This is a genomic window from Rhodococcus xishaensis, from assembly GCF_004011825.1.
GTDB lineage: Bacteria > Actinomycetota > Actinomycetes > Mycobacteriales > Mycobacteriaceae > Prescottella > Prescottella xishaensis.
On record NZ_RKLO01000001.1, the window covers coordinates 852527 to 875546 of the forward strand.

General features: G+C 65.0%; 23 protein-coding genes. 16 read left to right on the forward strand and 7 right to left on the reverse strand.

Features of this window, described 5'->3' with window-relative positions:
• Positions 1-7: 7 nt before the first annotated feature.
• A complete protein-coding gene (locus EGT50_RS03970) occupies positions 8-964 on the reverse strand; it encodes an NAD(P)/FAD-dependent oxidoreductase (protein ID WP_127951231.1) in 957 nt (318 codons plus the stop codon).
• Between the two features lie 99 nt (positions 965-1063).
• On the opposite strand from EGT50_RS03970, the gene EGT50_RS03975 reads away from it, so the two are divergent.
• From EGT50_RS03975 to EGT50_RS16960, 6 genes are all read left to right on the forward strand, one after another.
• Complete coding sequence (locus EGT50_RS03975; RefSeq protein WP_127951400.1) at positions 1064-1672, forward strand: helix-turn-helix domain-containing protein; 609 nt, start codon at positions 1064-1066, stop codon at positions 1670-1672.
• A gap of 96 nt (positions 1673-1768) precedes the next feature.
• Complete coding sequence (locus tag EGT50_RS03980; protein WP_127951232.1) at positions 1769-3706, forward strand: acyl-CoA dehydrogenase family protein; 1938 nt, start codon at positions 1769-1771, stop codon at positions 3704-3706.
• A 223-nt stretch (positions 3707-3929) separates the two neighbouring features.
• The gene (gene hisD / locus EGT50_RS03985) at positions 3930-5264 is read left to right on the forward strand and encodes a histidinol dehydrogenase (RefSeq protein ID WP_127951233.1); all 1335 of its coding nucleotides are present in this window, start codon (positions 3930-3932) and stop codon (positions 5262-5264) included.
• Complete coding sequence (locus tag EGT50_RS03990; RefSeq protein ID WP_127951234.1) at positions 5261-6427, forward strand: histidinol-phosphate transaminase; 1167 nt, start codon at positions 5261-5263, stop codon at positions 6425-6427. Before hisD ends, EGT50_RS03990 begins: the two co-directional genes overlap by 4 nt.
• On the forward strand, positions 6424-7038 hold the full coding sequence (gene hisB / locus EGT50_RS03995) for an imidazoleglycerol-phosphate dehydratase HisB (protein WP_127951235.1): 615 nt from the start codon (positions 6424-6426) through the stop codon (positions 7036-7038). Before EGT50_RS03990 ends, hisB begins: the two co-directional genes overlap by 4 nt.
• 109 nt (positions 7039-7147) lie before the next feature.
• Positions 7148-7300 (forward strand): hypothetical protein, encoded by a 153-nt coding sequence (locus EGT50_RS16960; RefSeq protein ID WP_164873334.1) that lies wholly within the window; start codon positions 7148-7150, stop codon positions 7298-7300.
• 256 nt (positions 7301-7556) lie between these two features.
• Here EGT50_RS16960 and EGT50_RS17195 read toward each other — a convergent pair whose 3' ends face one another.
• Positions 7557-8141, reverse strand: coding sequence for a hypothetical protein (locus EGT50_RS17195; RefSeq protein ID WP_235870542.1), 585 nt, complete (start codon positions 8139-8141; stop codon positions 7557-7559).
• 385 nt (positions 8142-8526) lie between these two features.
• Between EGT50_RS17195 and EGT50_RS16965 the strand changes: the two genes are divergently transcribed.
• The 4 genes from EGT50_RS16965 to EGT50_RS04015 all read left to right on the forward strand — a co-directional run bounded on the left by EGT50_RS16965 (position 8527) and on the right by EGT50_RS04015 (position 12619).
• On the forward strand, positions 8527-8673 hold the full coding sequence (locus tag EGT50_RS16965; RefSeq protein ID WP_206615717.1) for a hypothetical protein: 147 nt from the start codon (positions 8527-8529) through the stop codon (positions 8671-8673).
• 361 nt (positions 8674-9034) lie between these two features.
• On the forward strand, positions 9035-11419 hold the full coding sequence (locus EGT50_RS04005) for an arylsulfatase (RefSeq protein WP_127951236.1): 2385 nt from the start codon (positions 9035-9037) through the stop codon (positions 11417-11419).
• A 66-nt stretch (positions 11420-11485) separates the two neighbouring features.
• Positions 11486-12148: a hypothetical protein gene (locus EGT50_RS04010; RefSeq protein WP_127951237.1), complete on the forward strand. Its 663-nt coding sequence runs from the start codon at positions 11486-11488 to the stop codon at positions 12146-12148.
• 57 nt (positions 12149-12205) lie between these two features.
• A complete protein-coding gene (locus EGT50_RS04015) occupies positions 12206-12619 on the forward strand; it encodes a DUF1622 domain-containing protein (RefSeq protein ID WP_127951238.1) in 414 nt (137 codons plus the stop codon).
• Between the two features lie 39 nt (positions 12620-12658).
• Here the strand turns inward: EGT50_RS04015 and EGT50_RS04020 are convergent, their stop codons facing one another.
• The 3 genes from EGT50_RS04020 to EGT50_RS04030 all read right to left on the reverse strand — a co-directional run bounded on the left by EGT50_RS04020 (position 12659) and on the right by EGT50_RS04030 (position 17031).
• Complete coding sequence (locus tag EGT50_RS04020; protein WP_206615718.1) at positions 12659-14092, reverse strand: hypothetical protein; 1434 nt, start codon at positions 14090-14092, stop codon at positions 12659-12661.
• Between the two features lie 725 nt (positions 14093-14817).
• Positions 14818-15462, reverse strand: coding sequence for a hypothetical protein (locus EGT50_RS17140; protein WP_206615719.1), 645 nt, complete (start codon positions 15460-15462; stop codon positions 14818-14820).
• Between the two features lie 381 nt (positions 15463-15843).
• Complete coding sequence (locus EGT50_RS04030) at positions 15844-17031, reverse strand: hypothetical protein (protein WP_408014588.1); 1188 nt, start codon at positions 17029-17031, stop codon at positions 15844-15846.
• 659 nt (positions 17032-17690) lie between these two features.
• Between EGT50_RS04030 and hisH the strand changes: the two genes are divergently transcribed.
• From hisH to EGT50_RS04060, 6 genes are all read left to right on the forward strand, one after another.
• Positions 17691-18320: an imidazole glycerol phosphate synthase subunit HisH gene (hisH, locus tag EGT50_RS04035; RefSeq protein ID WP_127951241.1), complete on the forward strand. Its 630-nt coding sequence runs from the start codon at positions 17691-17693 to the stop codon at positions 18318-18320.
• Between the two features lie 80 nt (positions 18321-18400).
• The gene (gene priA, locus EGT50_RS04040; RefSeq protein ID WP_127951242.1) at positions 18401-19135 is read left to right on the forward strand and encodes a bifunctional 1-(5-phosphoribosyl)-5-((5-phosphoribosylamino)methylideneamino)imidazole-4-carboxamide isomerase/phosphoribosylanthranilate isomerase PriA; all 735 of its coding nucleotides are present in this window, start codon (positions 18401-18403) and stop codon (positions 19133-19135) included.
• Positions 19136-19148: 13 nt separating this feature from the next.
• On the forward strand, positions 19149-19982 hold the full coding sequence (locus EGT50_RS04045; RefSeq protein WP_127951243.1) for an inositol monophosphatase family protein: 834 nt from the start codon (positions 19149-19151) through the stop codon (positions 19980-19982).
• Positions 19979-20752 carry an imidazole glycerol phosphate synthase subunit HisF gene (hisF, locus tag EGT50_RS04050; RefSeq protein ID WP_127948479.1) on the forward strand — a complete coding sequence of 258 codons (774 nt, stop codon included), beginning with the start codon at positions 19979-19981 and terminating at the stop codon, positions 20750-20752. Before EGT50_RS04045 ends, hisF begins: the two co-directional genes overlap by 4 nt.
• On the forward strand, positions 20749-21096 hold the full coding sequence (hisI, locus tag EGT50_RS04055) for a phosphoribosyl-AMP cyclohydrolase (RefSeq protein WP_127951244.1): 348 nt from the start codon (positions 20749-20751) through the stop codon (positions 21094-21096). Before hisF ends, hisI begins: the two co-directional genes overlap by 4 nt.
• 109 nt (positions 21097-21205) lie before the next feature.
• Positions 21206-21385 (forward strand): tautomerase family protein, encoded by a 180-nt coding sequence (locus EGT50_RS04060; protein WP_127951245.1) that lies wholly within the window; start codon positions 21206-21208, stop codon positions 21383-21385.
• A 37-nt stretch (positions 21386-21422) separates the two neighbouring features.
• Here the strand turns inward: EGT50_RS04060 and EGT50_RS04065 are convergent, their stop codons facing one another.
• Together EGT50_RS04065 and EGT50_RS04070 are read right to left on the reverse strand one after the other, a co-directional pair.
• Positions 21423-22151 carry a transglutaminase-like domain-containing protein gene (locus EGT50_RS04065; protein ID WP_127951246.1) on the reverse strand — a complete coding sequence of 243 codons (729 nt, stop codon included), beginning with the start codon at positions 22149-22151 and terminating at the stop codon, positions 21423-21425.
• Positions 22152-22226: 75 nt separating this feature from the next.
• Positions 22227-23015 carry a helix-turn-helix transcriptional regulator gene (locus EGT50_RS04070; protein ID WP_127951247.1) on the reverse strand — a complete coding sequence of 263 codons (789 nt, stop codon included), beginning with the start codon at positions 23013-23015 and terminating at the stop codon, positions 22227-22229.
• Between the last annotated feature and the right edge of the window lie 5 nt (positions 23016-23020).

Below are 23020 nucleotides of genomic sequence, written 5' to 3' on the forward strand. Positions count from 1 at the left end.
ACTGACGTCAGCGCGAACTGCGGGCGGCGACGGCCCGCCTCGTATCGTCGGCGACGAGATCTGCGTTGATCATTGCGGCTGCGTTCAGCCCAGCGGCGGCTGCGACGATCACCTGGGCACCCACGTCGGCGACGTTGCCGGCGACCCACACTCCCGGAACAGCGGTGGCGCCGGTCGGGTCGGCGGGAATCTGGCTGCCGATCACGTGCCCGAACATCTCCACCGGGGTTGGCTCGATTCCCAGGCTCGACAGGACGCCGGCCCGTGGCGCCAATGCTGGCGCGACCACCACAGCCCGGAGCGGAACGGAGTGACCGTCGGACAGGGTCACCCCGGTCAGGCGGTCACCCGACACCTCGAGGCCGGCCACCTTCCCGTCGACCACACTGATGTTGCGGGCGGCGAGTTGCTCGTACTCGTCGGCGGTGGGTTCGGGACCGGTATGCAGCAGAAGCGTCACGTCGTCACTCCACTGCCGCCACAGCAGCGCCTGGTGCACTGCGAGTGGTCCGGTGGCGAGGATCCCGATCGGCTGATCACGGACCTCCCACCCGTGGCAGTAAGGGCAGTGGAGTACGTCGCGACCCCACCGTTCGGCCAGGCCCGGCACGTCGGGGAGCTCGTCGGCCAGTCCGGTGGTCACCAGCAGTCGGCGCGACAGTACGGTCTGGCCGTCCTCGAGTTCCACGTGGAAGGTGCCATCGCCACGATCGTGTGCCGAGACGGCGGTTCCGGTGGTCACTTCACCGCCGTACGCCTCGACCTCGGCGCGGCCGATGGCCTGGAGCTCGGCGGGCGGTGTGCCCTCGCGGCCCAGGTAGTTGTGAACGTTTCCCGCGGGCGCGTTCCGTGGCGCGCCGGCATCGATCACGAGCACCGACCGCCGCGCCCGTGCGAGGCTGAGCGCCGCCCCGAGCCCCGCAGCTCCGCCGCCGATCACCGCCACGTCGTAGGTCTCAATCACCGGTTCCTCCTCGTTTCGTTCCCGAACTTCGAGAACGACTGTCACCCACCTCTCGAAATAGTGGCAAGCATCGTTGCCGAGGTGGCAAAATTGTCGGCCATGGCGGAGGATGCGCAGGGCCTCGAGGGTGTGCTCGACGCAGTTGGTCCACGCCTCAAGGAGATTCGACGCCAGCGCAGAGCGACCCTGGCCCAGGTGTCCGAAGCCACCGGAATCTCGGTCAGCACGCTGTCGCGTCTGGAATCCGGTGGGCGCCGACCCACCCTCGAACTCTTGCTCCGGCTGGCCCGCGCTCACCAACTGCCATTGGACGAACTCGTCGGGGCACCCGTCACTGGCGACCCTCGAGTACATATGCGGCCGCTCCATCGGCACGGGATGACGATTGTTCCGCTCACTCGCCGACCAGGCGGAATCCAGGCGTTCAAGTTCATAATCCCGGCTCGCAATCCGGCGGGTGAGCCCACGCCCCAAGTGCACGAAGGCTATGAATGGCTGTATGTGCTCTCCGGACGACTTCGACTGGTGCTCGGCGAGCACGATGTCATCCTCACCCCGGGTGAGGTGGCCGAGTTCGACACTCGTGTCCCGCACTGGTTCGGCAATCCGGGCCCCCAGGCCGCCGAGATCCTGAGTCTGTTCGGACCACAGGGTGAACGCGCCCACGTCCGCACCCGCCCCCGTCGGTCGCGGGAAGGGGAAGGGTGACTGCTCGAAGATCAGAAGAGTGGTCAAAACGGTGTCCGCGGTGCGCGGATTAGGGGATACTGGTCAGTAGGACTACTCGCCAGTAGGGGGTGCGGCATGGTCGACACGTCAATCCCGAAGGTGACCGAGGAGCAAGCGCGCGCGGTCGCCGAGGAGGCCCGAGAGTCAGGCTGGGACAAACCGTCCTTCGCCAAGGAACTCTTTCTCGGGCGTTTCCGGCTCGACTTGATTCATCCGTTCCCGCGACCGACCCCCGAATCCGCCGCGAAGGCAGAGGAGTTTCTCACGCGCCTCCGCGACTACTGCGCGGGGCTCGACGGCTCCGTCATCGAAGCTGAATCCAAGATTCCGGACGAGTACGTCCGTGGCTTCGCCGAACTCGGCTGCTTCGGTCTGAAGATTCCGGAGGAGTACGGTGGCCTGGGCCTTTCCCAGGTTGCGTACGGCCGCGCGTTGATGCTCGTCGGGTCCGTTCACCCGAGCCTGGGCGCACTCGTGTCGGCGCACCAGTCGATCGGCGTTCCCGAACCACTCAAGCTTGCGGGCACGCCCGAGCAGAAGCGGGCGTTCCTTCCTCGCTGTGCCCGCGGCGCGATCTCCGCGTTCCTGCTCACCGAACCCGATGTCGGGTCCGACCCGGCCCGGCTGGCGTCGACCGCCGTGCCCATCGAGGACGGCGCCGCCTACGAGCTGGACGGCGTGAAGCTGTGGACCACGAACGGTGTCGTCGCCGAGCTGCTCGTCGTGATGGCTCGCGTGCCGAGGAGTGAGGGACACCGGGGTGGAATCTCGGCGTTCGTCGTCGAGGCGGACTCGCCTGGCATCACCGTCGAACGACGTAACGCCTTCATGGGGTTGCGCGGCATCGAGAACGGCGTGACCCGCCTGTACAAGGTGCGGGTACCGAAGGAAAACCTCATCGGGCGTGAGGGAGACGGCCTCAAGATCGCCCTGACCACCCTCAACGCGGGCCGACTCGCCATCCCGGCGCTGTGCGCAGGAGCCGGCAAGTGGTCGGTCAAGATCGCGCGGGAGTGGTCCGGAACCCGGGTGCAGTGGGGCAAGCCGGTCGGCGAGCACGGGGCTGTCGCGAGCAAGTTGTCGTTTATGACGGCCACCACCTACGCCCTCGAAGCGGTGCTGGAACTGTCGGGGCAAATGAGCGACGAGGGCCGCAACGACATCCGCATCGAGGCGGCGCTCGCGAAACTGTGGGCGAGTGAGATGGCGTGCGTCATCGGCGACGACCTGATCCAGGTCCGTGGCGGTCGCGGATACGAGACCGCGGCCTCGCTCGCCGCCCGCGGCGAGCGCGCGGTGCCCGCAGAGCAGGTGTCCCGGGATCTGCGGATCAACCGGATCTTCGAGGGTTCGAGCGAGATCATGCGCCTGCTCGTCGCCCGTGAGGCCGTCGACGCGCATCTCGCCGTGGCGGGTGATCTCGCCGACCCGCACGCCGACAACGCGGCCAAGATCCGGGCGGCGGCGAAGGCCAGCGGCTTTTACGCCAAGTGGCTACCGCAGCTCGTCACAGGGAAGGGGCAGGTGCCGACATCGTTCGGCGAATTCGGTTTCCTGGCTACGCATTTGAGGTTCGTTGAGCGACACTCGCGCAAGCTTGCCCGGTCCACGTTCTACGGCATGGCGCGGTGGCAGGCGGCGATGGAGAAGCAGCAGGGATTCCTCGGACGGGTGGTCGACATCGGTGCCGAGCTGTTCGCGATGGCGGCGGTGTGTGTTCGGGCTCAGATGCAGCTCGAGGACGACCCACTCGAAGGTGAGACCGCCTACGAGCTCGCCGACGCGTTCTGCCGTCAGGCCACGCTCAGGGTGGAGAAGCTGTTCGACGGACTGTGGAACAACACCGACGACGCGGATCGTCGGCTCGCCGACGGAATACTTGACGGTCGGTTTGCTTGGCTCGAACGCGGGGTGCTCGACCAGAGCGACGGAACGGGTCCGTGGATCGCGGAATGGTTACCGGGAGCCTCGACAGAGGCGAACGTGGCGCGGCGGTTCCTCCCCACCACCTAGTTCTGGCGGGCCGCCGGTCCTCGAAACCTGCCGCCGGTCGATGCAAACCGACTTGTGTCGACCGGTGGAACCGGCGCACCCTTGTCGATGGATAATCGGTGTCGAGCCCCTGTGGTCGAACGAGCAGTCGCCGAAGGACCGGTTCGTCGCACGACCCGGGTTCGTCCATGCCGTGCCCACTCACCGTCCATGCCGTTCCCACCGTCGCAGAGAGGACCCCTCAATGCTCGCCCGCACCGACCTTCGCGGTCGTACCCCTTCCACGGCTGAACTTCGTGCCGCACTTCCCCGAGGTGGAGTGGATGTGGACGCGGTGCTGCATCAGGTCCGACCCGTCGTCGAGGCGATCCGCGACCGCGGCGCCGAGGCCGCCCTCGAGTACGGCGAGCGGTTCGACGGCGTCCGCCCCGACCGAGTGCGCGTGCCGCAGGCCGAGCTGGACCGTGCCCTCGCGGAGCTCGACCCCGACGTCCGGGCCGCCCTCGAGGTCGCGATCGAGCGCACTCGCAAGGTCCACGCCGATCAACGCCGCACCGACACGATCACCGAGGTCGTTCCCGGCGGGACGGTCACCGAGCGTTGGGTGCCGGTCGAGCGGGTAGGTCTGTACGTGCCGGGTGGCAACGCGGTGTACCCGTCCTCGGTGGTGATGAACGTCGTGCCGGCGCAGGCGGCGGGCGTCGACTCGCTCGTGGTCGCCTCGCCGCCGCAGGCGGCGTTCGGGGGTCTGCCGCACCCGACCATCCTTGCCGCCGCCGCGCTGCTCGATATCGACGAGGTGTGGGCCGTGGGTGGTGCCCAGGCCGTCGCGTTACTCACCTACGGCGGAACCGACACCGTTACCAGCGGTGAGAACGCCGAACTTGCCCCGGTCGATCTCATCACCGGGCCCGGCAACATCTACGTGACGGCGGCGAAACGGCTGTGCCGCGGGCTCGTCGGCATCGATGCTGAGGCCGGCCCCACGGAGATCGCGATCCTCGCCGATCACACCGCCGACCCGGTGCACGTGGCCGCCGACATGATCAGTCAAGCCGAGCACGACGTCCTGGCGGCGAGTGTCCTCGTGACCACGTCCAACGACCTGGCCGACGCGGTCGACCGGGCAATTGCGGCACAGCTCGAGCTCACCAAGCACCGCGAGCGCGTCGAGACCGCGCTGCAGGGCAGCCAGTCCGGCACCGTCCTCGTCGACGACATCGAAGCGGGCCTGAGGGTCGTCAACGCCTACGCCGCCGAGCACCTCGAGATCCAGACCGAGAACGCGTCCGAGGTCGCCGCGCGAGTGCGGTCCGCGGGTGCCGTCTTCGTCGGACCGTGGGCGCCGGTGAGCCTCGGCGACTACTGTGCGGGCTCGAATCACGTGCTGCCCACGGCGGGCTGCGCCCGGCACTCCTCGGGGCTGAGCGTGCAGACGTTCCTGCGCGGGATACACGTCGTCGACTACTCGGAGTCTGCACTGAAAGAGGTCTCCGGTCACGTCATCACGCTCGCTGGTGCCGAGGACCTGCCCGCGCACGGCGAGGCCGTCCGGCTGCGTTTCGAGGCTCTGCGGTGACCGCCGCCGAAGTTCCCGGCGCCCGAGTCGGCGTCGACGCGTTGCCGATTCGGGAGAACCTGCGCGGTAAGTCCGCGTACGGCGCGCCGCAGCTGAGTGTCCCGGTGCAGTTGAACACCAATGAGAACCCACACCCGCCGACGAAGGCGCTTGTCGACGACGTCGCCGAGTCGGTGCGGCAGGCGGGCCGCGAGTTGCACCGCTACCCGGACCGGGACGCGGTGGCGCTGCGCACCGACCTTGCCGCATACCTCGCCAACCAGACGGGGGTGCCCGTCACTGTCGACAACGTGTGGGCGGCCAACGGGTCCAACGAGATCCTGCAGCAGTTGCTGCAGGCATTCGCCGGCCCCGGGCGAAGTGCGATGGGCTTCGTGCCGTCGTATTCGATGCACCCGATCATCGCGGATGGCACCGATACCGAGTGGTTGCCGATCTTCCGGCGTGAGGACTTCGCTCTTGACGTGGACGCTGCGGTGGACGCGATCACTGGACGCAGGCCCGACGTCGTGTTCGTCACCAGCCCCAACAACCCGACCGGTCACAGCGTGGGGATCGCGGAACTGCGCCGGGTCCTCGATGCCGCACCCGGCATCGTGATCGTCGACGAGGCGTACGCCGAGTTCTCCGACGCCCCGAGCGCTCTCACGCTGATCGACGACTACCCGGCGAAGCTGGTCGTGACAAGGACGATGAGCAAGGCATTCGCGTTCGCCGGCGGTCGTCTCGGATACCTCGCCGCCGCACCGGCATTCATCGACGCGCTTCTACTCGTCCGCCTGCCTTACCACCTGTCGGTCGTGACCCAGGCCGCGGCGCGCGCCGCGTTGCGCCACGCTGACGAAACGCTCGGCAGCGTCGCACAGCTCGCCGCCGAGCGGGACCGGGTGAGCGCCGAACTGACCGCGATGGGGTACTCGGTCGTCCCGAGTGACGCGAACTTCATTCTTTTCGGGCTGTTCGAGGACGCCCCCAGCACATGGCAGCATTACCTGGACGAGGGCGTGCTGATCCGTGACGTGGGTATCCCCGGGCATCTGCGCGCCACGATCGGGCTCGCGGCCGAGAACGACGAGTTTTTGCGGGTCAGTGGCAAACTCGCTGCCACGGAATTGAGTGCAACGGATCAGTCGGCTTCAAACGAAACGAAGGGATCTCGATGAGCGATCGGATCGCGCGCGTCGAGCGCATTACCAAGGAGTCGAGCATCGTTGTCGAGTTGAACCTCGACGGCACCGGAATCGTGAACGTGTCCACGGGGGTTCCGTTCTTCGACCACATGCTCACCGCGCTCGGTGCGCACGCCAGCTTCGACTTGACCGTCGAGGCGAAGGGCGACGTCGAGATCGACGCGCACCACACGGTGGAGGACACGGCGATCGTGCTCGGCCAGGCGTTGGGACAGGCTCTGGGTGACAAACACGGCATCCGCCGATTCGGTGACGCCTTCATCCCGATGGACGAGGCACTGGCACACGCTTCGGTCGACGTCTCCGGGCGCCCGTATTGCGTCCACACGGGGGAGCCGGAGCGCATCCTGCATAGCGTGGTCGGTGGCTACCCGGGGGTGCCGTACTCGACGGTTATCAACCGGCACGTCTTCGAATCCATCGCGCTCAACGCACGGATCGCGCTGCACGTGCGTGTGCTGTACGGGCGGGATCCGCACCACATCACCGAGGCCGAGTTCAAAGCCGTCGCGCGGGCGCTGCGCGAGGCCGTCGAACCGGACCCTCGGGTCACGGGTATCCCGTCGACCAAGGGCGCGCTGTAGTGAACATGAGCGGAGCCGGCAGAGGGCAATCAGTGAGCGGTCTTATGAGCGGAGCCGGCAGAGGGGAATCAGTGAGCGGTCTTGTGAGCGGAGCCGGCGGAGCGAATCAGTGAGCACAGTCTTCATCTATGTCCTCTTCTTGGCCGCGGGTTTCGCCATAGGCGGCGCGTACGCGATGTGGAAGGTCAACAAGCTGGCCTCGGGCGTGCTTGTGGCACTCGCGATCCTCGCTGGAGCATCAGGGGTCCTGCGGCTCATCTGAAGCGTGAGCTTTGATCGTCGCTGGCGTCTGCGCCGTTGTTCATAGCGCGTACTCCAGTGCTGTTGCGAGGTCGAACTTGGTGGCTCTTTTCCGGTTGGCTTCGATCGGCCGTGCCGCCGATCCGATCGAGATCTTCGACGCACGCCCGAACTGCTTCTGGTGCGGAGTCTGCGCGTTGAGCAGGTGGTGCTCGCCACAATCCAGATGCTCCGCCGAGCATCATCCAGCCCCGAAACCGCAGCTCAGCGAGCGCCAATCACGACTTTGCCGGCCCCTGCGCCCTGTTCCTCTCCGAGCCCCGCAGGAGATCGGAAATGCAGATATGCCCAGCCTTAGGTTTACCTGGAAGACTAATCGGCAAAAGGCCGGCGTGTTCGCGACGTTCATTAACTGAAAAAACGTACCGTGCAAATTGAGGCTTTACCTGCACGTCGGGGAACCGTGCGCGAAGCTTGTAGATAATTTCGTAACCCTCATCGTACCAGCCGAATACGTCTATCCCTGGACGCCAACGCGGTCGTGACGTGAAATCATCACACTCCTTTACGAAGAAATTTTGGAACCGGTCGGTCCACGTGAGTATCTTCTCGCCGAGGGCATCCTCAATCCCCATCTGATCGGGGAGAACGTATGCCTGCATCGGACGACTGATTGTTACCAGCTCCTTCGAAGGCCATAGAGAACTGGGGTGACCGTGGTCGGGATAAACTCTTATGGTTAGCACTATGGGGCCGTCCTTACTAGGTTCTACACAGTTATCGGTGGCATTGGTATTTGGCTGGATCGGACGCCCGCCGTGCTTAGTGAGTGTCGGCCCACGGTACTCGACAGCGGTGGCCATCGGGGTTGCGGAAGCCGAATGAAATCCGTCCGAAGTGTCTGACGATCCGTTTATAGGACCCGAGCTGCTCGCGAAAATTCTGGACCCGTTCGCCGCCGGGCTGCGGTCCCTGCCCGCCGCCCGCGACCTCACCGGTCCCCTGCACGGTAGTCGTCGAGGTAGGGGGCGAGGCGGAGTGCGGCGGACTGGGCAGACCTCCGACAGCGACGGAATGCTATGAAATACCGAATAACGAGGCGCTCCCCAGGGTACGGCGCTCCCAGCTACCGCACAGCCGGGACCTGTGGGATCAATGGGTTCCGGCGGTGCGGTAGTGGTACCGACTAGGTCGGAAGCGTTCAACGCGGCCAGATACCAGCCGTCGACCCGCTTCTCGTAGGTGATGATGGCGTTGTCGGCCGCGTTGCTCTTCGACACGATCGACGGCACGCTGATCGTGTGGTTGGCCGGCAACACTTCCACGCGTCTGTCGCTCCAGACTTCGATGCCGCCGAAGCCCCCGACCGTGGTCAGTGTTCCGAGCGTGAACTGAACGCTGTCGCTGCCGGGCGACTATCTCCGCACACGCGGCACTGGGGTGACGATCCCGGTCAAGACAGACCAGGCCGCCCACCGGAAGAAAGGGGTCAGCCGGTGGCTGGCCCCCGGGCCTTCGGCTCCGAGCCCGACAAGCGGCGTCACGCCGTCGAGTGCGGCGTCAACCCGCTCGAACAAAACCGTGCCGTGGCAACGCGATACGACAAACTTCCCGTCCGATAAACCGCCACTATCCGTATCGCCGCAATCAACCTGTGGCTCAACTGAACTGCTGACTATTGAGACACGGCCCGCCAAGCATCAAGCGTTTGTGCTTTGGTGGAAGGTGAGGTGGAACCCGTCGGAGGGGCAAGGCTATGTCCATGTCATTCAGAGGTGTCGCCAATGTCGACATTCGTGATTCGATTCCGGACTGGGGGCCGTACGAGCAGCCGAAAGCCGAACCAGGTTCGCCCAATATTCTTTACATCGTGCTCGACGACGTGGGTTTCGGCGCACTCAGTTGCTACGGCGGACCGATCGAGACCCCCAACATCGATCGGATCGCCGCGAACGGACTGCGGTACGGGCAGTGGCACACCACGGCGCTGTGCTCACCGACCCGTTCCTGCCTGCTCACCGGTCGGAACCACACCACCAACGGCATGGGCTGTATCAGTGAGGCCTCCACTGGTTTCCCCGGCTCGAACGGGCACGTCCCACCCGAGTGCGCCACACTGGCCGAGATCCTGGTGGATCATGGATACAGCACCGCAATGGTCGGCAAGTGGCACCTGTGTGCACAGGACGAAATGAATCTTGCTTCCAGCAAGCGCAATTGGCCGGTCGGCCGCGGCTTCGAGCGTTTCTACGGTTTCCTCGGCGGGGAGACCAACCAGTGGTATCCCGACTTAGTGCATGACAACCATCCCGTGGAGCAGCCCTCGACCCCGGAGGAGGGCTATCACTTCGGCGTCGACATCACCGACAGGGCGCTGGAATACCTCGGCGACGTGAAAGCGATTGCCCCGGACCGCCCGGTGTTCCTGTACTACTCCCCGGGATGCGCGCACGCTCCGCACCAGGTACCCCGCGAATGGTCAGACCGGTACCGAGGCAGGTTCGATGAGGGCTACGAGGTGATGCGTGAGCAGATCCTGGCCCGGCAGAAGGAAATGGGCCTTGTCCCCCAAAACACCGAGCTACCCCCGCTCAACCCGATCGGAACATTCGAGACCCGCAGCGGCCCGGACGGCCAGCCGTTCCCGCCCCTGGACTTCACTCGGCCCTGGGACACCCTCTCTGCCGACGAGAAGCGCCTCTTCGCGCGCATGGCCGAGGTGTATTCGGGCTTCCTCTCGCACTGCGACGACCAGATCGGCCGTCTCCTGTCGTATCTCGAAGACATCGAGCAACTCGACAACACCATCATCGTTGTCGTCGCCGACAACGGTGCCAGTGGCGAGGGGGGACCGAACGGCTCGGTCAACGAGAACAAGATGTTCAACGGCGTTCCAGACGACCTGGAGGAAAACCTTTCGCAGTTGGACGAACTGGGCAGTACCACCACGTACAACCACTATTCGAATGGGTGGGCGATGGCCTTTTGCACCCCCTTCAAGTTGTGGAAGCGGTACACATTCAACGGCGGCACCTGTGATCCGTGCGTCATCTCCTGGCCCGCCGGAATCGAGGCCCGAGGTGAGACTCGCGACCAGTACCACCACGCCGTAGACCTGGTTCCGACTCTCCTCGACTGCCTCGACATCGAACTTCCGGAGACGGTCAAGGGCTACACCCAGCACCCGCTTCAGGGCGTGAGCATGCGCTACAGCTTCGATGCAGCCACCATCCCGACGGCCAAGCACACCCAGTTCTACTCGATGCTCGGCAGTCGGGGCATCTGGCACGATGGCTGGAAGGCCGTCACCACCCACCCCACGCTCAGTGGGTGGAGCCACTTCGCCGACGACGAGTGGGAGCTCTACCACACGGATGTGGACCGCGCCGAATTGCACAACCTCGCCGCCGAGGAACCCGGCAAGCTGGCCGAGCTCGTCGGACTGTGGTTCCACGAGGCGGGCGCCAACCAGGCCTTCCCACTCGACGACCGCGCACCTGTAGAGATCCTCACCGCCCCCCGCCCCCAGCAGGTGGCCCCGCGGAACCGATATGTCTACCGTCCCGGGGGCGCACCGTTGCCAGAATCCGTAGCGGTCAGCGTTCGCAACCGCTCGTACTCGATCGGTGCGCTCGTCGATGTTCCCGACCGCAGTATGCTCGCTGACCTTCTGGACGCAGGTCCGTCCGGGGTTCTGTTCGCACAAGGCGGACGATTCGGGGGGCACACGCTCTATGTCAAGGACGGCCGGCTGCGCTACGTCTACAACTTCCTGGGCATCGAGGAGCAGACGATCAGCGCGACCGAGGACTTGCCGACCGGCGAAAATCTCATACTGGCCGCGTCGTTCGAGAAGAAAGGCGAAGATCCGCCGGGTACTTCACGCGGGGTCCTTTCTCTCTACTACGGCGACCACAAGGTCGGCGAGGGCATGATCAGGACCCAGCCAGGCCCGTTCGGTCTCGCCGGTGCGGGACTCACAGTGGGTCGCGGTGGCGCCGACGCCGTTACCGACGACTATTCCGGTGATGCGCCATGGACGTTCACCGGGGGCAAGCTGAAACGAGTGGTGATCGACGTCAGCGGAGAGCCTTACGTCGACCTCGAACGCGAAGCCGTCGCTATGCTTTCGCGTGAATAGCAGCCCCGGGGTCGAGGCTCCGCCGTGACTGCGTCAGGCGGACGGCGTCAGCGAGGGGAGTGAGCGATGGTGGGTGACGCGGGAGAGAGGCAGTTCCGCCAGCTGACGACTCCTCGGTCTGCAGCGGTCGCGGGCATCCTCTTTGCTTTGCTGTTCGCGACCAGCCTGGTCTTGCTGCGCACAGCTCTCCCTGCAGACCCTCGTGTGGAGCCGACTTGGGTGGGACGAAGCGAGTCGAGAATCAGCGCCGCACTGGTGCTGGCTCCTTTCGCGGGCATAGCGTTCCTGTGGTTCATCGGCGTTGTCCGCGATCGGTTCGGGGAACTCGAGGACCGATTCTTCTCGACAGTGTTCATTGGCAGCGGACTGCTGTTTCTGGCTTGCGTTTTCGTCTCGATGGCGGTCGCCGGCGGCGTCTTGGCGGTCGGACGGCACTCGAGTATTCCCCAGGACGGCATCGTGCACTTCGGACGAGAGGTGATGCTGCAGATCAACAATGTCTACGCGGTACGTATGGCCGGGGTCTTCATGATCTCGTTGGGAACGATCTGGCTTCGCACAGGTCTGATGCCCCGGTGGCTCGCGGTGACGACGTATGTGCTCGCATTGACGCTGCTGCTGGTCGTGAGTCTCAGCCTGTGGGTCACCCTGGTGTTTCCTGCGTGGGTGTTGGTGATCAGCGTCTACATCCTGGTCGTCCGTCGTCAGGAATTTCACCAATCAGGCTGACGGATCGCGGGCGAGGTGATCCGCACTCCAGAATTGTCCCCGACACGAACTCTCATCATGGATACACAAAGATTCTTCGAGCTGGCGACACAATCCTTCGAAGTGTTCGGTGTTCTGGCGATGGTTCTCGGGTTCGTGTTCGCATTCTTCCTAGCTGGGCGCGCCTGGAGGCGCACAAGTGACGGTGGTCAGGCATTCAAGGCTTTGCGGGAGTCTCTCGGGGGAGCGATCCTGCTCGGCCTGGAACTACTCGTGGCGGCCGACATCGTCAAGACGGTCACGTCCACCCCTTCGCTGACGGATGCGGCTGTCCTGGGCGTGATCGTGCTGATCAGAACCGTACTGAGTCTGTCCATCCAAATCGAGATCGAGGGCGTTGCGCCCTGGAAGAAGGCTCTGGTGAGCGGGCCGCAGGTGCTTGCTCGCGCGGCTAGCACACCACCCCCGTCGGAATCGGATTCGGGTCGGTGAGAAGGAGGGGCAGGTCGCCTACGGCAAGCTGGGGGATGGCTACCGAGGAGTGACCTTGGTGACGCCGGTCAGGGTCCCGAGGATGTAGAAGTCGCCCCCAGGCGCCAACGACAGTTGCGCGTACCAGTTGTTGAACCGGGCCGCGCCGTCGCCGACCTTCGCAGACCACTGGACGTCGCGTAGGTCGGAAGCGTTCAACGCCGTCAGATACCAGCCGTCGACCCGCTTCTCGTAGGTGATGATGGCGTTGTCGGCCGCGTTGCCTTTCGACACGATCGACGGCACGCTGATCGTGTGGTTGGCTGGCAACACTTCCACGCGTCCGTCGCTCCAGACTTCGATACCGCCGAACCCCCCGACCGTGGTCAGTGGTCCGAGCGTGGACTGAACGCTGTCGTTGCCCCAGTTGTTCTCGGCATAGATGCGGACGCTGTCCGGCGTAGAGCCCGGGAGTACGATCTCGGAGTTCTCGTTGCTGATGTCGGTGCGGTCGCCGAATGGCGCGGCCTGTGCCAAGACTCGGTCCTCGCCTGGGCGCAGGTTCTTCTCGGCGCGATAGACGACGATGTTGGGCGTTACGGCGTTGTCGAAGATCGTCACGAATTCGCGATCGCCGATCTTGAAGTAGGACGGTGAAGTGCCTGAGCCCCAACTGGTCTGGCCGGACTTCTGCCCGATGCCACGGTCGTAGGGGGCCTTCCAGGCGATCTCCGGGCTGCCGTCCGGTGCCATGTCGAACCGGTACATGAAGTAGTTGGTTTGCTGGAAGGTAGACAGCCCGGCCACGGGGTGCGACTCCGATATTCTCTCCTGCACTGTCCCATCGTTGAACTGGTTGACGTTCAAGGATTTGATGCAGTCGGTCGCGCAGGGCTCGGGTGCCACGGTGCCCACCGACCCCTCCGAGGTGGTGAACCAGATGTAACCCTCGTCGTTGGGGACCAGTGCGTAAAAGTTCTCGCCCGCGAGCGGGCCACCGCTGCCGGTCACATTGATGTCGCGGGCCATGACATAGCGGTCGACGCCACTGACCGGCGAGGCCTGACGCTCCCACGCGACGATGTGCCCATTAGGCATGCCCATGACGACGCGATAGTCGTTGTCCTGATAGAAGTAGCCGATTCCGCCGAACTCCGTCAATGCGGCCGACAGATCCGTGAAGTCCACTGCAAAGCTCTTGTAGGCGAGCAGGTTCCCGTTCATGTCGATCGTGATGATGCTGCGGACGAACTCGTTCGTCAGCGGGTTCGGGTAGCCACCGCAGACGGTCTGGAGATTTCCGTCGGCGTCATATGTGTGGGCGGGGCACTCACCGGTGTTGACCGTGATCTGTTGCCCGGTGTCGGGATCCTGGAACGTGTAGTCCGAAAAGATCTGGACGTCGACATTCGATGACCCTGCGGGACCGGGCATACTGTACGAGTCGGTGAACGCGGCATCATTGTGAATGTTGTTCCACGGGTTGGGTGACATCCAGGGGTTTTGGGAAACCCAGGCGGGTGCGGCGCTACTCGGTGACCATCCGAATACGACGATCGCGATCAGCGAAAGAACCGAAAGTGTTCTCCAGTGACCCCGAGTGGGAAATCTGTGACGTTCAGCGGTTTTCGACACTGCCTCGGTGTTCTGCATCGGGAACCCCCAGTTCCGAACGAGCTTCGAGGTGGTTCGACGTTGCACCCCGGCTTCGAGTCGCAGTCACTTGCCATTGTCGCACCGTCACTTCGAGCGTCGAGGCGTTCTCGGTACCCGACTTCCCAAGAGCAGGCGATTCGCGTGAAAAATGTCCGGTGCCTGCGTGTTTCAGTGTTCGCTGCCAGTCGTTGTCTCTGGGGGCAGCGTGAGAAGAACGGCTCTATCGCAGGATTGTCATCATTCGCCCGACACAACCAACGAATCCTCGTAAAACGATGGCGGCCAGCAGTTTCACACGTGCGGAAACGAGACTGGTTACCCCTGCCGGAGAGCGCCGTGTTCGCTGGCTGCACCTTGCAACCTGCGGGCATCTCACGGCGGAGGACGCCGTCAGGCAATGGAGTCGGCGGGCTGGTTAGCGGGGCAGGTGGTGCGCTGGCGGCGCACCTCGCACCACCTGCCCGACCGTCGAACTCTCACCTGAGCCCTCTGCCATGAATCGCTGGCGACTGGTCGCCAGGATTCTGAGGTGCCGACCTCCCTGAGCACATCGCGTTGACGTATCAGGCCGAGGGCTCGCTGGGTTCGGGGTCCGGGTCGGGTTCCGGGTCCGGTTCGGGGTCCGGGTCCGGGTCCGGGTCCGGTTCGGGGTCGGGTTCCGGGTCGGGTTCCGGCTCCGGTTCGGGGTCCGGTTCGGGCTCCGGCTCCGGTTCGGGGTCCGGGTCCGGCTCGGGGTCGGGTTCCGGCTCCGGTTCGGGTTCGGGTTCCGGCTCCGGTTCTGGCTCCGGCTCGAGTACCGGTGAGGGCGGGTTCACAGGTGCGGGTGCCGGTGCGGGTGCCGGTGCGGGCGCCGGCGCGGGTGCTGGTGCACGCACTGGTGCTGGAACCGGTGCGGGTTCCGGCGCGGGAGCGTCGTCGTCCTCTTCGATCTGCTCGTAGTCGGCGAACGACTTTGTGGTGGGGGCCGGCGGCCCCGTGACGCCAGCTCCGTCATGGTCATCAGATGAGGTCGGCACGGGCGCAAGCACGCCGCCGACGAGCATGAGACCAAACGCGCCGGCAGTAACTGCTGCAGCAGGCTTGCGACCAGGGATCGGGGCCCAGGCCCAATCCAGGCTGCCTCGAACCAGAGCGATCAAACCGATGATGAATGCGACCACACCGAGAATGAATGCGACCAAACCGACGAGGCTGAATAACGTCGACAAGCGAGTTCCTCCGGACATGCGGGGAGAGCGGGCAAGTGTTCACGGTATTCAACCATGTGGTTGACCGACCAGTATGTGCAGGCTGAAGGAATCGGTGGCGTACGGAACCATCCGATACACCGAATATGCGGCGTCGGTCTGGTGACGGCAAGAAGGTCCGGTCCCATCCGCGCCTTCACTACGCGTGGGGTGACTGGGCGGGCGCGTCTGTCATGTCGGCGGTCTCCGCAAACTGCTTGTTCCTGGGACGCAGTCTCCGAAGCTCGATCTCCTTCATCGACTCGACATTCTGGACCCCTTCGGAATGATGCGCACCTTCCTGAAGAGGAAGATGCGCATCAAACCCGGCACGGTTCACGGCCTTTGAAGCCTACGAAGGGGCTATTGGAAGCACCCCGCGTAGCCTTCGTTATCGAACGTCTCGGCCGAACAGTACGTTACGGATGGGTAGTATTCCCCCATCGTCGCGGCGGGGTCCGCACCTTCCGCTTGCGCGGCCTGGATCGACAGCGGGTAGAACGTGTCCGTGGGCAACATGTTCCGCCAGATCAGGACCTTTCTCTCAATGTCTGTCGAGCCCCACGGCAGCACGGTGACCGTTGGATCAGCTTTCGACGGAACGTCTTCCGGGGCGGCGACAACGTAGGTGTACCAGCCTTCGGCGTCAAGTGCGGTCTCGAAGTCTCCGGCGCAGGCCACCACAGGGAAGGGGAGGACGAGGTCGTTCTGACACATGGACCAGTACCTGAGCTGCTGGTCGGGATCGATCGGGGAGTCACCCGCGCTGGTGTTCGGGAACGCAGGGGCCTTCCCGCGGACGACGGCAATACGCCCCGGTTCATAGGTCAGTTGCGCGCTGATGTACTTGTTGTCGCCGTTCGGGAAGAGGCCCGCGGTTCTCTCTGGGTTCGCGAACGTCGCCTCGGGTGCATTGCCAAGCAAGGAGTCCAGTAGCGACGGTCGTCCCTCAGGCCGTAGACCAGTCATGAGACCGGATCCCTCGGAGGGCTGGTACCCGAATGGCTCAGCGCATGGCTGGATGGGCACCTCGTTTCCCCTGATGTTGTAGCGCACCTCCGGAAGTGGGACGCCGCCACTCTGAGACGCCGCGTCGTCTGGCACATATACGCGGTAGATGAGGAATCCGACTGGACTACCGCCCGGCCGGAGCGCCTGGATCTCATTGCGGGCGTGGTCAGCCGGCCCCGGCACCAGCGTCGCGGTCCACTGGCGCTCGTCGGGGGAGAGGTTCTCTGCCGGCGAATCGGAGAAGGGATTGCTACTTCCGGCGTCAGGGGAAATCAGTGCATCGCGGAGAGTGTCGATCGTGTCGAGCCCGGTGCCGTACGTATTGAGCGAAAAGTAGCGCGCCGCAGGGTAGTTGCCGGATAGCTCGATCGAGGTCTCGGGACCGAGCGCGTAGGGCAGCACCCAGTAGGTTGCGTTCGTGTCGGGGAAAGCGATGTTCCCGACCTCACCGTCGGACATGAACCGCCAGGCACACATACCCCGGTCGGATGTGTCCACGGCCTCCGATGACTGCGCGAGAGCCGATGGGGCGACGAGCATAGCGGACACTGATGCGGCCGCCGCCGCACAAGCTAAGAGGCTGCGCCTGATTGATCCAGCTGGTTTTCGCACTGGTACTCCAATCCTGATCTTCTACTTGGCCGCGGTGGTTCCGTGGAGTTGATCGGAACCGTCCCTGTATGTCAAGAGAGTGTCTCGAAAGGGAGCTCAGCGGGTTGCTGGGCTGTGGCACGAGCGCAGTAGGCGTCGTCGAGTTCGACGGGTGGGATGTCTCCTTGTTCAGCCCGTCGTCGTGTCCGTAAGGCCGCTTGCGTATTGGTCACCGCGCACGAGGTCGGTCCGCAGTTTCGTGAAATCGACAGCACGGTAACGAGTGCGAGTACATTCGGCCTCCTCGAATACACGGAAGATTGCGTCGCACAAGGACAGTTGAACCATCCGAGACATGTCCTCAGTTCACCTGACGCTTCCGCGCGATCGGTTCTGATGCATAGGTGTCGAGGTGGTGTGCGCGAGCTGTTCGCTGCCGGCCGAGCAGGCTCCCCGAAGCGCCCGGCGTTTCGGATGCGCGGTCGGGATGGGGTGCCGGAACGTCTGCTCGCCCGCCGGGTCGCGCTGTCCACGCGGTCCCGGATGGACGCAAGACGGCCGCCCGGCCGCCGGTCGGGGCGGTGGGTCCGGCTAGATAGAGTGCTCCCATGAGTTCCGTCGCCCTCCTCGACTACGGATCCGGGAATCTTCACTCGGCCGAGCGCGCCCTTGCCCGTGTCGGGGCCGACGTCACCGTCACCTCCGATCCCCGGATTGCACTCGCTGCCGACGGTCTCGTGGTTCCCGGCGTCGGCGCCTTCGCGGCATGCATGGAGGGCCTGCTCGAGGTCAAGGGTGATCGGATCATCGGTCAGCGACTGGCCGGTGGGCGCCCCGTCTTGGGCATTTGCGTCGGTATGCAGATCCTGTTCGAACGTGGCGTCGAGTTCGGCGTCGAGGCGGATGGCTGCGGCGAGTGGCCAGGTACGGTCGAACGACTCGAGGCCGACGTCCTGCCCCACATGGGATGGAACACCGTCCAAGCACCCGATGACAGCATCCTGTTCGCCGGTATGGACGCCGACACCCGCTTCTACTTCGTCCACTCGTACGCGGCGCGCAAGTGGGAGCTGCCGCCGTCCGACCACATCGCTCCGGCCAAACTGACGTGGGCCGAGCACGGCGACCGGTTCCTGGCGGCGGTGGAGAACGGGCCTTTGTCGGCGACGCAATTCCATCCCGAGAAGTCTGGTGACGCCGGAGCGCATCTGTTGGAGAACTGGGTCCGCAGCGTGTGACACCGGCGATCGGTCGGGCGGCGCGGCGGGACCGCTACCCGGAACCCGGCCATGGGCAGTGACCCGCTAGGATCGGCGCAGTGAGCCTGGTCCTTTTGCCTGCTGTAGATGTCGCCAACGGTGAAGCTGTTCGCCTCGTTCAGGGAGAGGCGGGAAGCGAGACCAGTTACGGTGCGCCCCGTGAAGCCGCCCTCGCGTGGCAGAACGACGGTGCCGAATGGGTGCATCTGGTCGACCTCGACGCCGCGTTCGGCCGCGGATCCAACCGTGAGCTGTTGGCCGCCGTCGTCGGTGAACTCGACGTCAAGGTGGAGTTGTCCGGCGGTATCCGCGACGACGACTCCCTCGAGGCCGCCCTCGCGACCGGGTGCGCGCGTGTGAACCTCGGCACCGCCGCGGTGGAGGACCCGGAGTGGTGCGCCCGCGCCATCGCCAAGCACGGCGAACGCATCGCCGTCGGTCTCGACGTCAAGCTGATCGACGGCGACTATCGTCTGCGCGGGCGCGGCTGGGTGTCCGACGGCGGCGATCTGTGGGAGGTCCTCGAGCGCCTCAACCGCGACGGCTGCTCCCGATACGTCGTCACCGACGTCAGCAAGGACGGCACCCTGACCGGCCCCAACCTCGAACTGCTCAGCGCGGTATGCGCAGCCACCGACGCGCCAGTCGTGGCCTCGGGCGGCGTCTCCACGATCACCGACCTCGAGGCCATCGCGGGTCTCGTCGATGAGGGCGTCGAGGGGTCCATCGTCGGGAAGGCGCTCTACGCAGGACGGTTCACGCTCCCCGAGGCGCTCGCAGCGGTCTCACGCTAGGACGGCCGCCGCGATGTGCCTGCCCCGGGAGCCGCTGGAGTTGCTCACGATCGCCAGCGAGGTCCTGGACGGTGCCCGGGACCGGTTCGTCGAGGGTCTCGGTGCCCCCAGTGCCGTGCGCAAAGGTCCGGCAGACTTCGCTACCGCGGTCGATCTCGAACTGGAACGGCTGATCTCCGAGGAACTCGAACACCGCACGGGCATCGAGGTACACGGCGAGGAGTTCGGCGGCCCCGAAATGTCCGTCGGCGATGTGTGGATCCTCGATCCGATAGACGGGACCTACAACTATTCGGCAGGCCTGCCGATGGCGGGGATGCTGCTGGCGCTGCTTCGGGATGGAGATCCCGTTCTCGGTCTGACGTGGCTGCCGTTGACCGGTGAGCGGTACGAGGCTGCGAGGGGCGGACCGGTGCTGCGAAACGGTATCGCGTTGCCGCCCTTACAGACAGGCGCACTCGCGGACGTGATGGTCGCGTTCGGGGCATTCAACATCGACAGCCATGGACGAATTCCCGGACAGTACCGGTTCGACCTGCTCGGCGAGCTGAGCCGTACGTCGTCACGAATCCGCATGCACGGATCGACGGGCGTCGATCTCGCCTACACGGCGGCCGGAATCCTAGGCGGCGCAGTGGTGTTCGGTCACCACCCTTGGGACAACGCGGCCGGCGTCGCGCTCGTCCGCGCTGCCGGCGGTGTCGTCACCGACCTGCGTGGTGCACCCTGGCAGGTGGGGTCGCGGTCATTGTTGGCGGCCGCCCCCGGTGTACACGGCGAACTACTCGACATTCTCGACTCTCTGGGTGACCCGGAGAACCGGTCTGAAGGAGGGCCGCAACGATGACTTTGGCTGTTCGAGTGATCCCTTGTCTGGACGTGGATGCGGGCCGCGTCGTCAAGGGCGTCAACTTCGAGAACCTGCGTGACGCAGGTGATCCTGTCGAGCTGGCCGCGACGTACGACGCTCAAGGGGCGGACGAGTTGACGTTCCTCGACGTCACAGCGTCGAGCGGTGACCGCGACACCATGCTCGACGTCGTCACCCGCACCGCCGAGCAGGTCTTCATTCCGCTGACGGTCGGCGGCGGCGTACGGACCGTGGAGGACGTCGATCGCCTGCTGCGCGCTGGTGCCGACAAGGTCAGCGTCAATACCGCCGCCATCGCGCGCCCCGAGGTGCTGCGGGAGATGTCCGAGCGATTCGGTTCGCAGTGCATCGTGCTCTCGGTCGATGCACGCATCGTCCCCGAGGGCCAGCAGCCGACGCCGTCAGGGTGGGAGGTCACCACGCACGGCGGCAAGCGCGGTACCGGCATCGACGCGGTCGAGTGGGCGCAGCGCGGAGCCGAGTTGGGCGTTGGTGAGATTCTGCTGAACTCGATGGACGCCGACGGCACAAAGGTGGGTTTCGATCTGACGATGATCCGCGCAGTCCGTGCCGCAGTACATGTACCGGTCATAGCGAGCGGCGGCGCCGGCGCCGTCGAGCACTTTGCCCCCGCCGTCGAGGCGGGCGCCGACGCCGTGCTTGCCGCGAGCGTGTTCCACTTCGGGGAGATGACGATCGGTGACGTCAAGGCAACCATGCGTGCAGAAGGGATCACTGTCCGATGAGCCTCGATCCGTCGATCGCCTCCCGCCTCAAGCGCAACGATGCCGGTCTGTTCACTGCTGTAGCGCAGGAACGTTCTACCGGCGACGTGCTCATGGTCGCCTGGATGGACGACGAAGCCCTCGCCCGTACCCTGGAGACGCGCAAGGGCACGTACTACTCCCGCTCCCGGCAGCAGTACTGGGTCAAGGGTGAGACGTCCGGTCACACGCAATACGTCCACGAAGTGCGCCTCGATTGCGACGGTGACACCGTTCTGTTGATCGTCGACCAGGTGGGTGCCGCATGCCACACCGGAACCCACACCTGTTTCGACGCCGACGTCCTCCTGAGCCCGGAGTCCTGACCGGCGCCGGTCCTTGCGGGCGCCGGCCCTGACCGGCGCCCCAGCAGGTCTGGTTCACAAGCTTCCGTCCCGGAAGCAGGCACCGAGCCGGAAGGGTCAGAATGGTGGCATGCCACTCATCCAGATCAGCCAGACGCCGGGCCTGACGGCCGACCAGAAGCGTGCCGCGATCGCCGCCGTTACCAAGGCCTACGCCGAGGCGACCGGCAAGAATTCGTCCAAGGTGTGGGTCACCATCACCGATGTTCCACGGGAGAACTGGGGTGTCGGAGGAGAACCGCTGGGGTGATCGAGCGAGCGTGTGGCGACGGGCGCGATATGTGCGGTCAGATTGCCGCACGTTCCTTCGTCGGCAGCGACGCACGCCTTCGGATCGAGGCGACCTTGCGGTTCATGACGTGACGGACCAGCCTCCGGAACAGGAGGTTCCGAACGCCGGTGAGGTTGGTCCCGTGCTCTCGGTAGAAGGCGTCCGGGTCGTCGTACGTCCCGAACTCACGGTTCACTCCGGTCTTCTGAATCGCCGTGTCATTGCCGGTCCAAGCCACCGGTGGGTCGTCGATGTTCTCAGTGCCTGCGCCGTAGCCGAGGAAGGCTCGGCCCGAGGCGACCGTGTTGCGTAGTCCGGTCAGGTAGTCGGCGTCCAGGATGACGCCTTCCAAGTCGACCCACCGGTCTTCGAACCGGACCTCCGCCCAACTGTGAAGGATGTCCCGAGGGGCCAGGCGGTAGAGGATGCCGTCCACGACGCCCTTCTGGAGGCGCTTGTCGATAGTCGCCCCGTGGAACCGGCAGGGCACCTCGACGGCCCTCAGTAGAGCCATCAAGAGTGAGGTCTTCGTGTTGCACTGGCCGTATCCGTCGTCAAGCACCTGGGAGGCGGTCAATGCGTCAGAGGTGTTGTATCCGAAGCCGATCTCGTCCCTTACGAAGTCATAGACCGCGCCGATGCGGGTTCCATGGGGCAGATCGCGCCATCCACGCTTTGCCACCAGCGCCCGAACGGAAGGGTGGTCGTAGTCGAGGATGGGGGTGGGCTGTAGGTGAACGTCCATGAACCGAACGTATGCATAGCCGGTGCCGAAGGCTTGAACGTTGCGGCTGACCTTCACGGATGGTGCCCGGTCGGGTCAGGAGGCACCCCCAGGCCATACAGCGGGGTCGAACGTCATTCCCAAGAGGGTCGAGGGGCTCAGGCCGAAATTGCTCTTGAACACGCGACTGAGGTGCGACGAGTCGCTGAAGCCGGCCGCGACCGCGGCTCGAGTCAGGTTGTCGCCGCCCGCAACTCGCTCGGCCACATTCCGCAGACGGAGCCACAGTCCGTAGCGCCGGAACGGGATGCCCACTTCTCGGGTGAACAGGTGGGTCAAACGCGAGGGAGAAATGTGCGCCTCGGCGGCCGCCCGCGCGAGAGTGGGCCGTGAACCAGAGTTCTCTTCCAAGTACCGCAGCGCGGAGCGTACCTGTCCGGACAGTTGGACAGGCCGCTCCTGCGCTTCCGGGGTGACAGCCCGGACCAGCCGGTCGATGACGGTCACGGCGTTCGACTCGTCGGAGTGCTCGGTGACGATGCGCGTGAGCGCGTCCTCGAACTCCTGGCCACGGCTTCGTTCGCCAACGACACTGAGCCCACGGCCACGCGGACCGAAAGGCTCGACCAGGATCAGCAGCAGACTGCGAGAGTTGCAGCGCAGTCGGTGCGGCAGCCCGCTCGGAACGACCGCGGCCGAAGCGCGAAAGTCGTCGTCGTCGAACTCGAGGACGAACGGTTCGTCCAGGGCGACCATTACCTGCACGGCGTGATGCGCGTGCAGCGTCGCATCGCCGCCGGCACCGCGATATAGAACCGCGCCTGGGGTCAAGGTGAGCAATCCGCTCCATCGAAAGCGCTCAGGGGTCGCCGGTTCCACCGACATCGCAG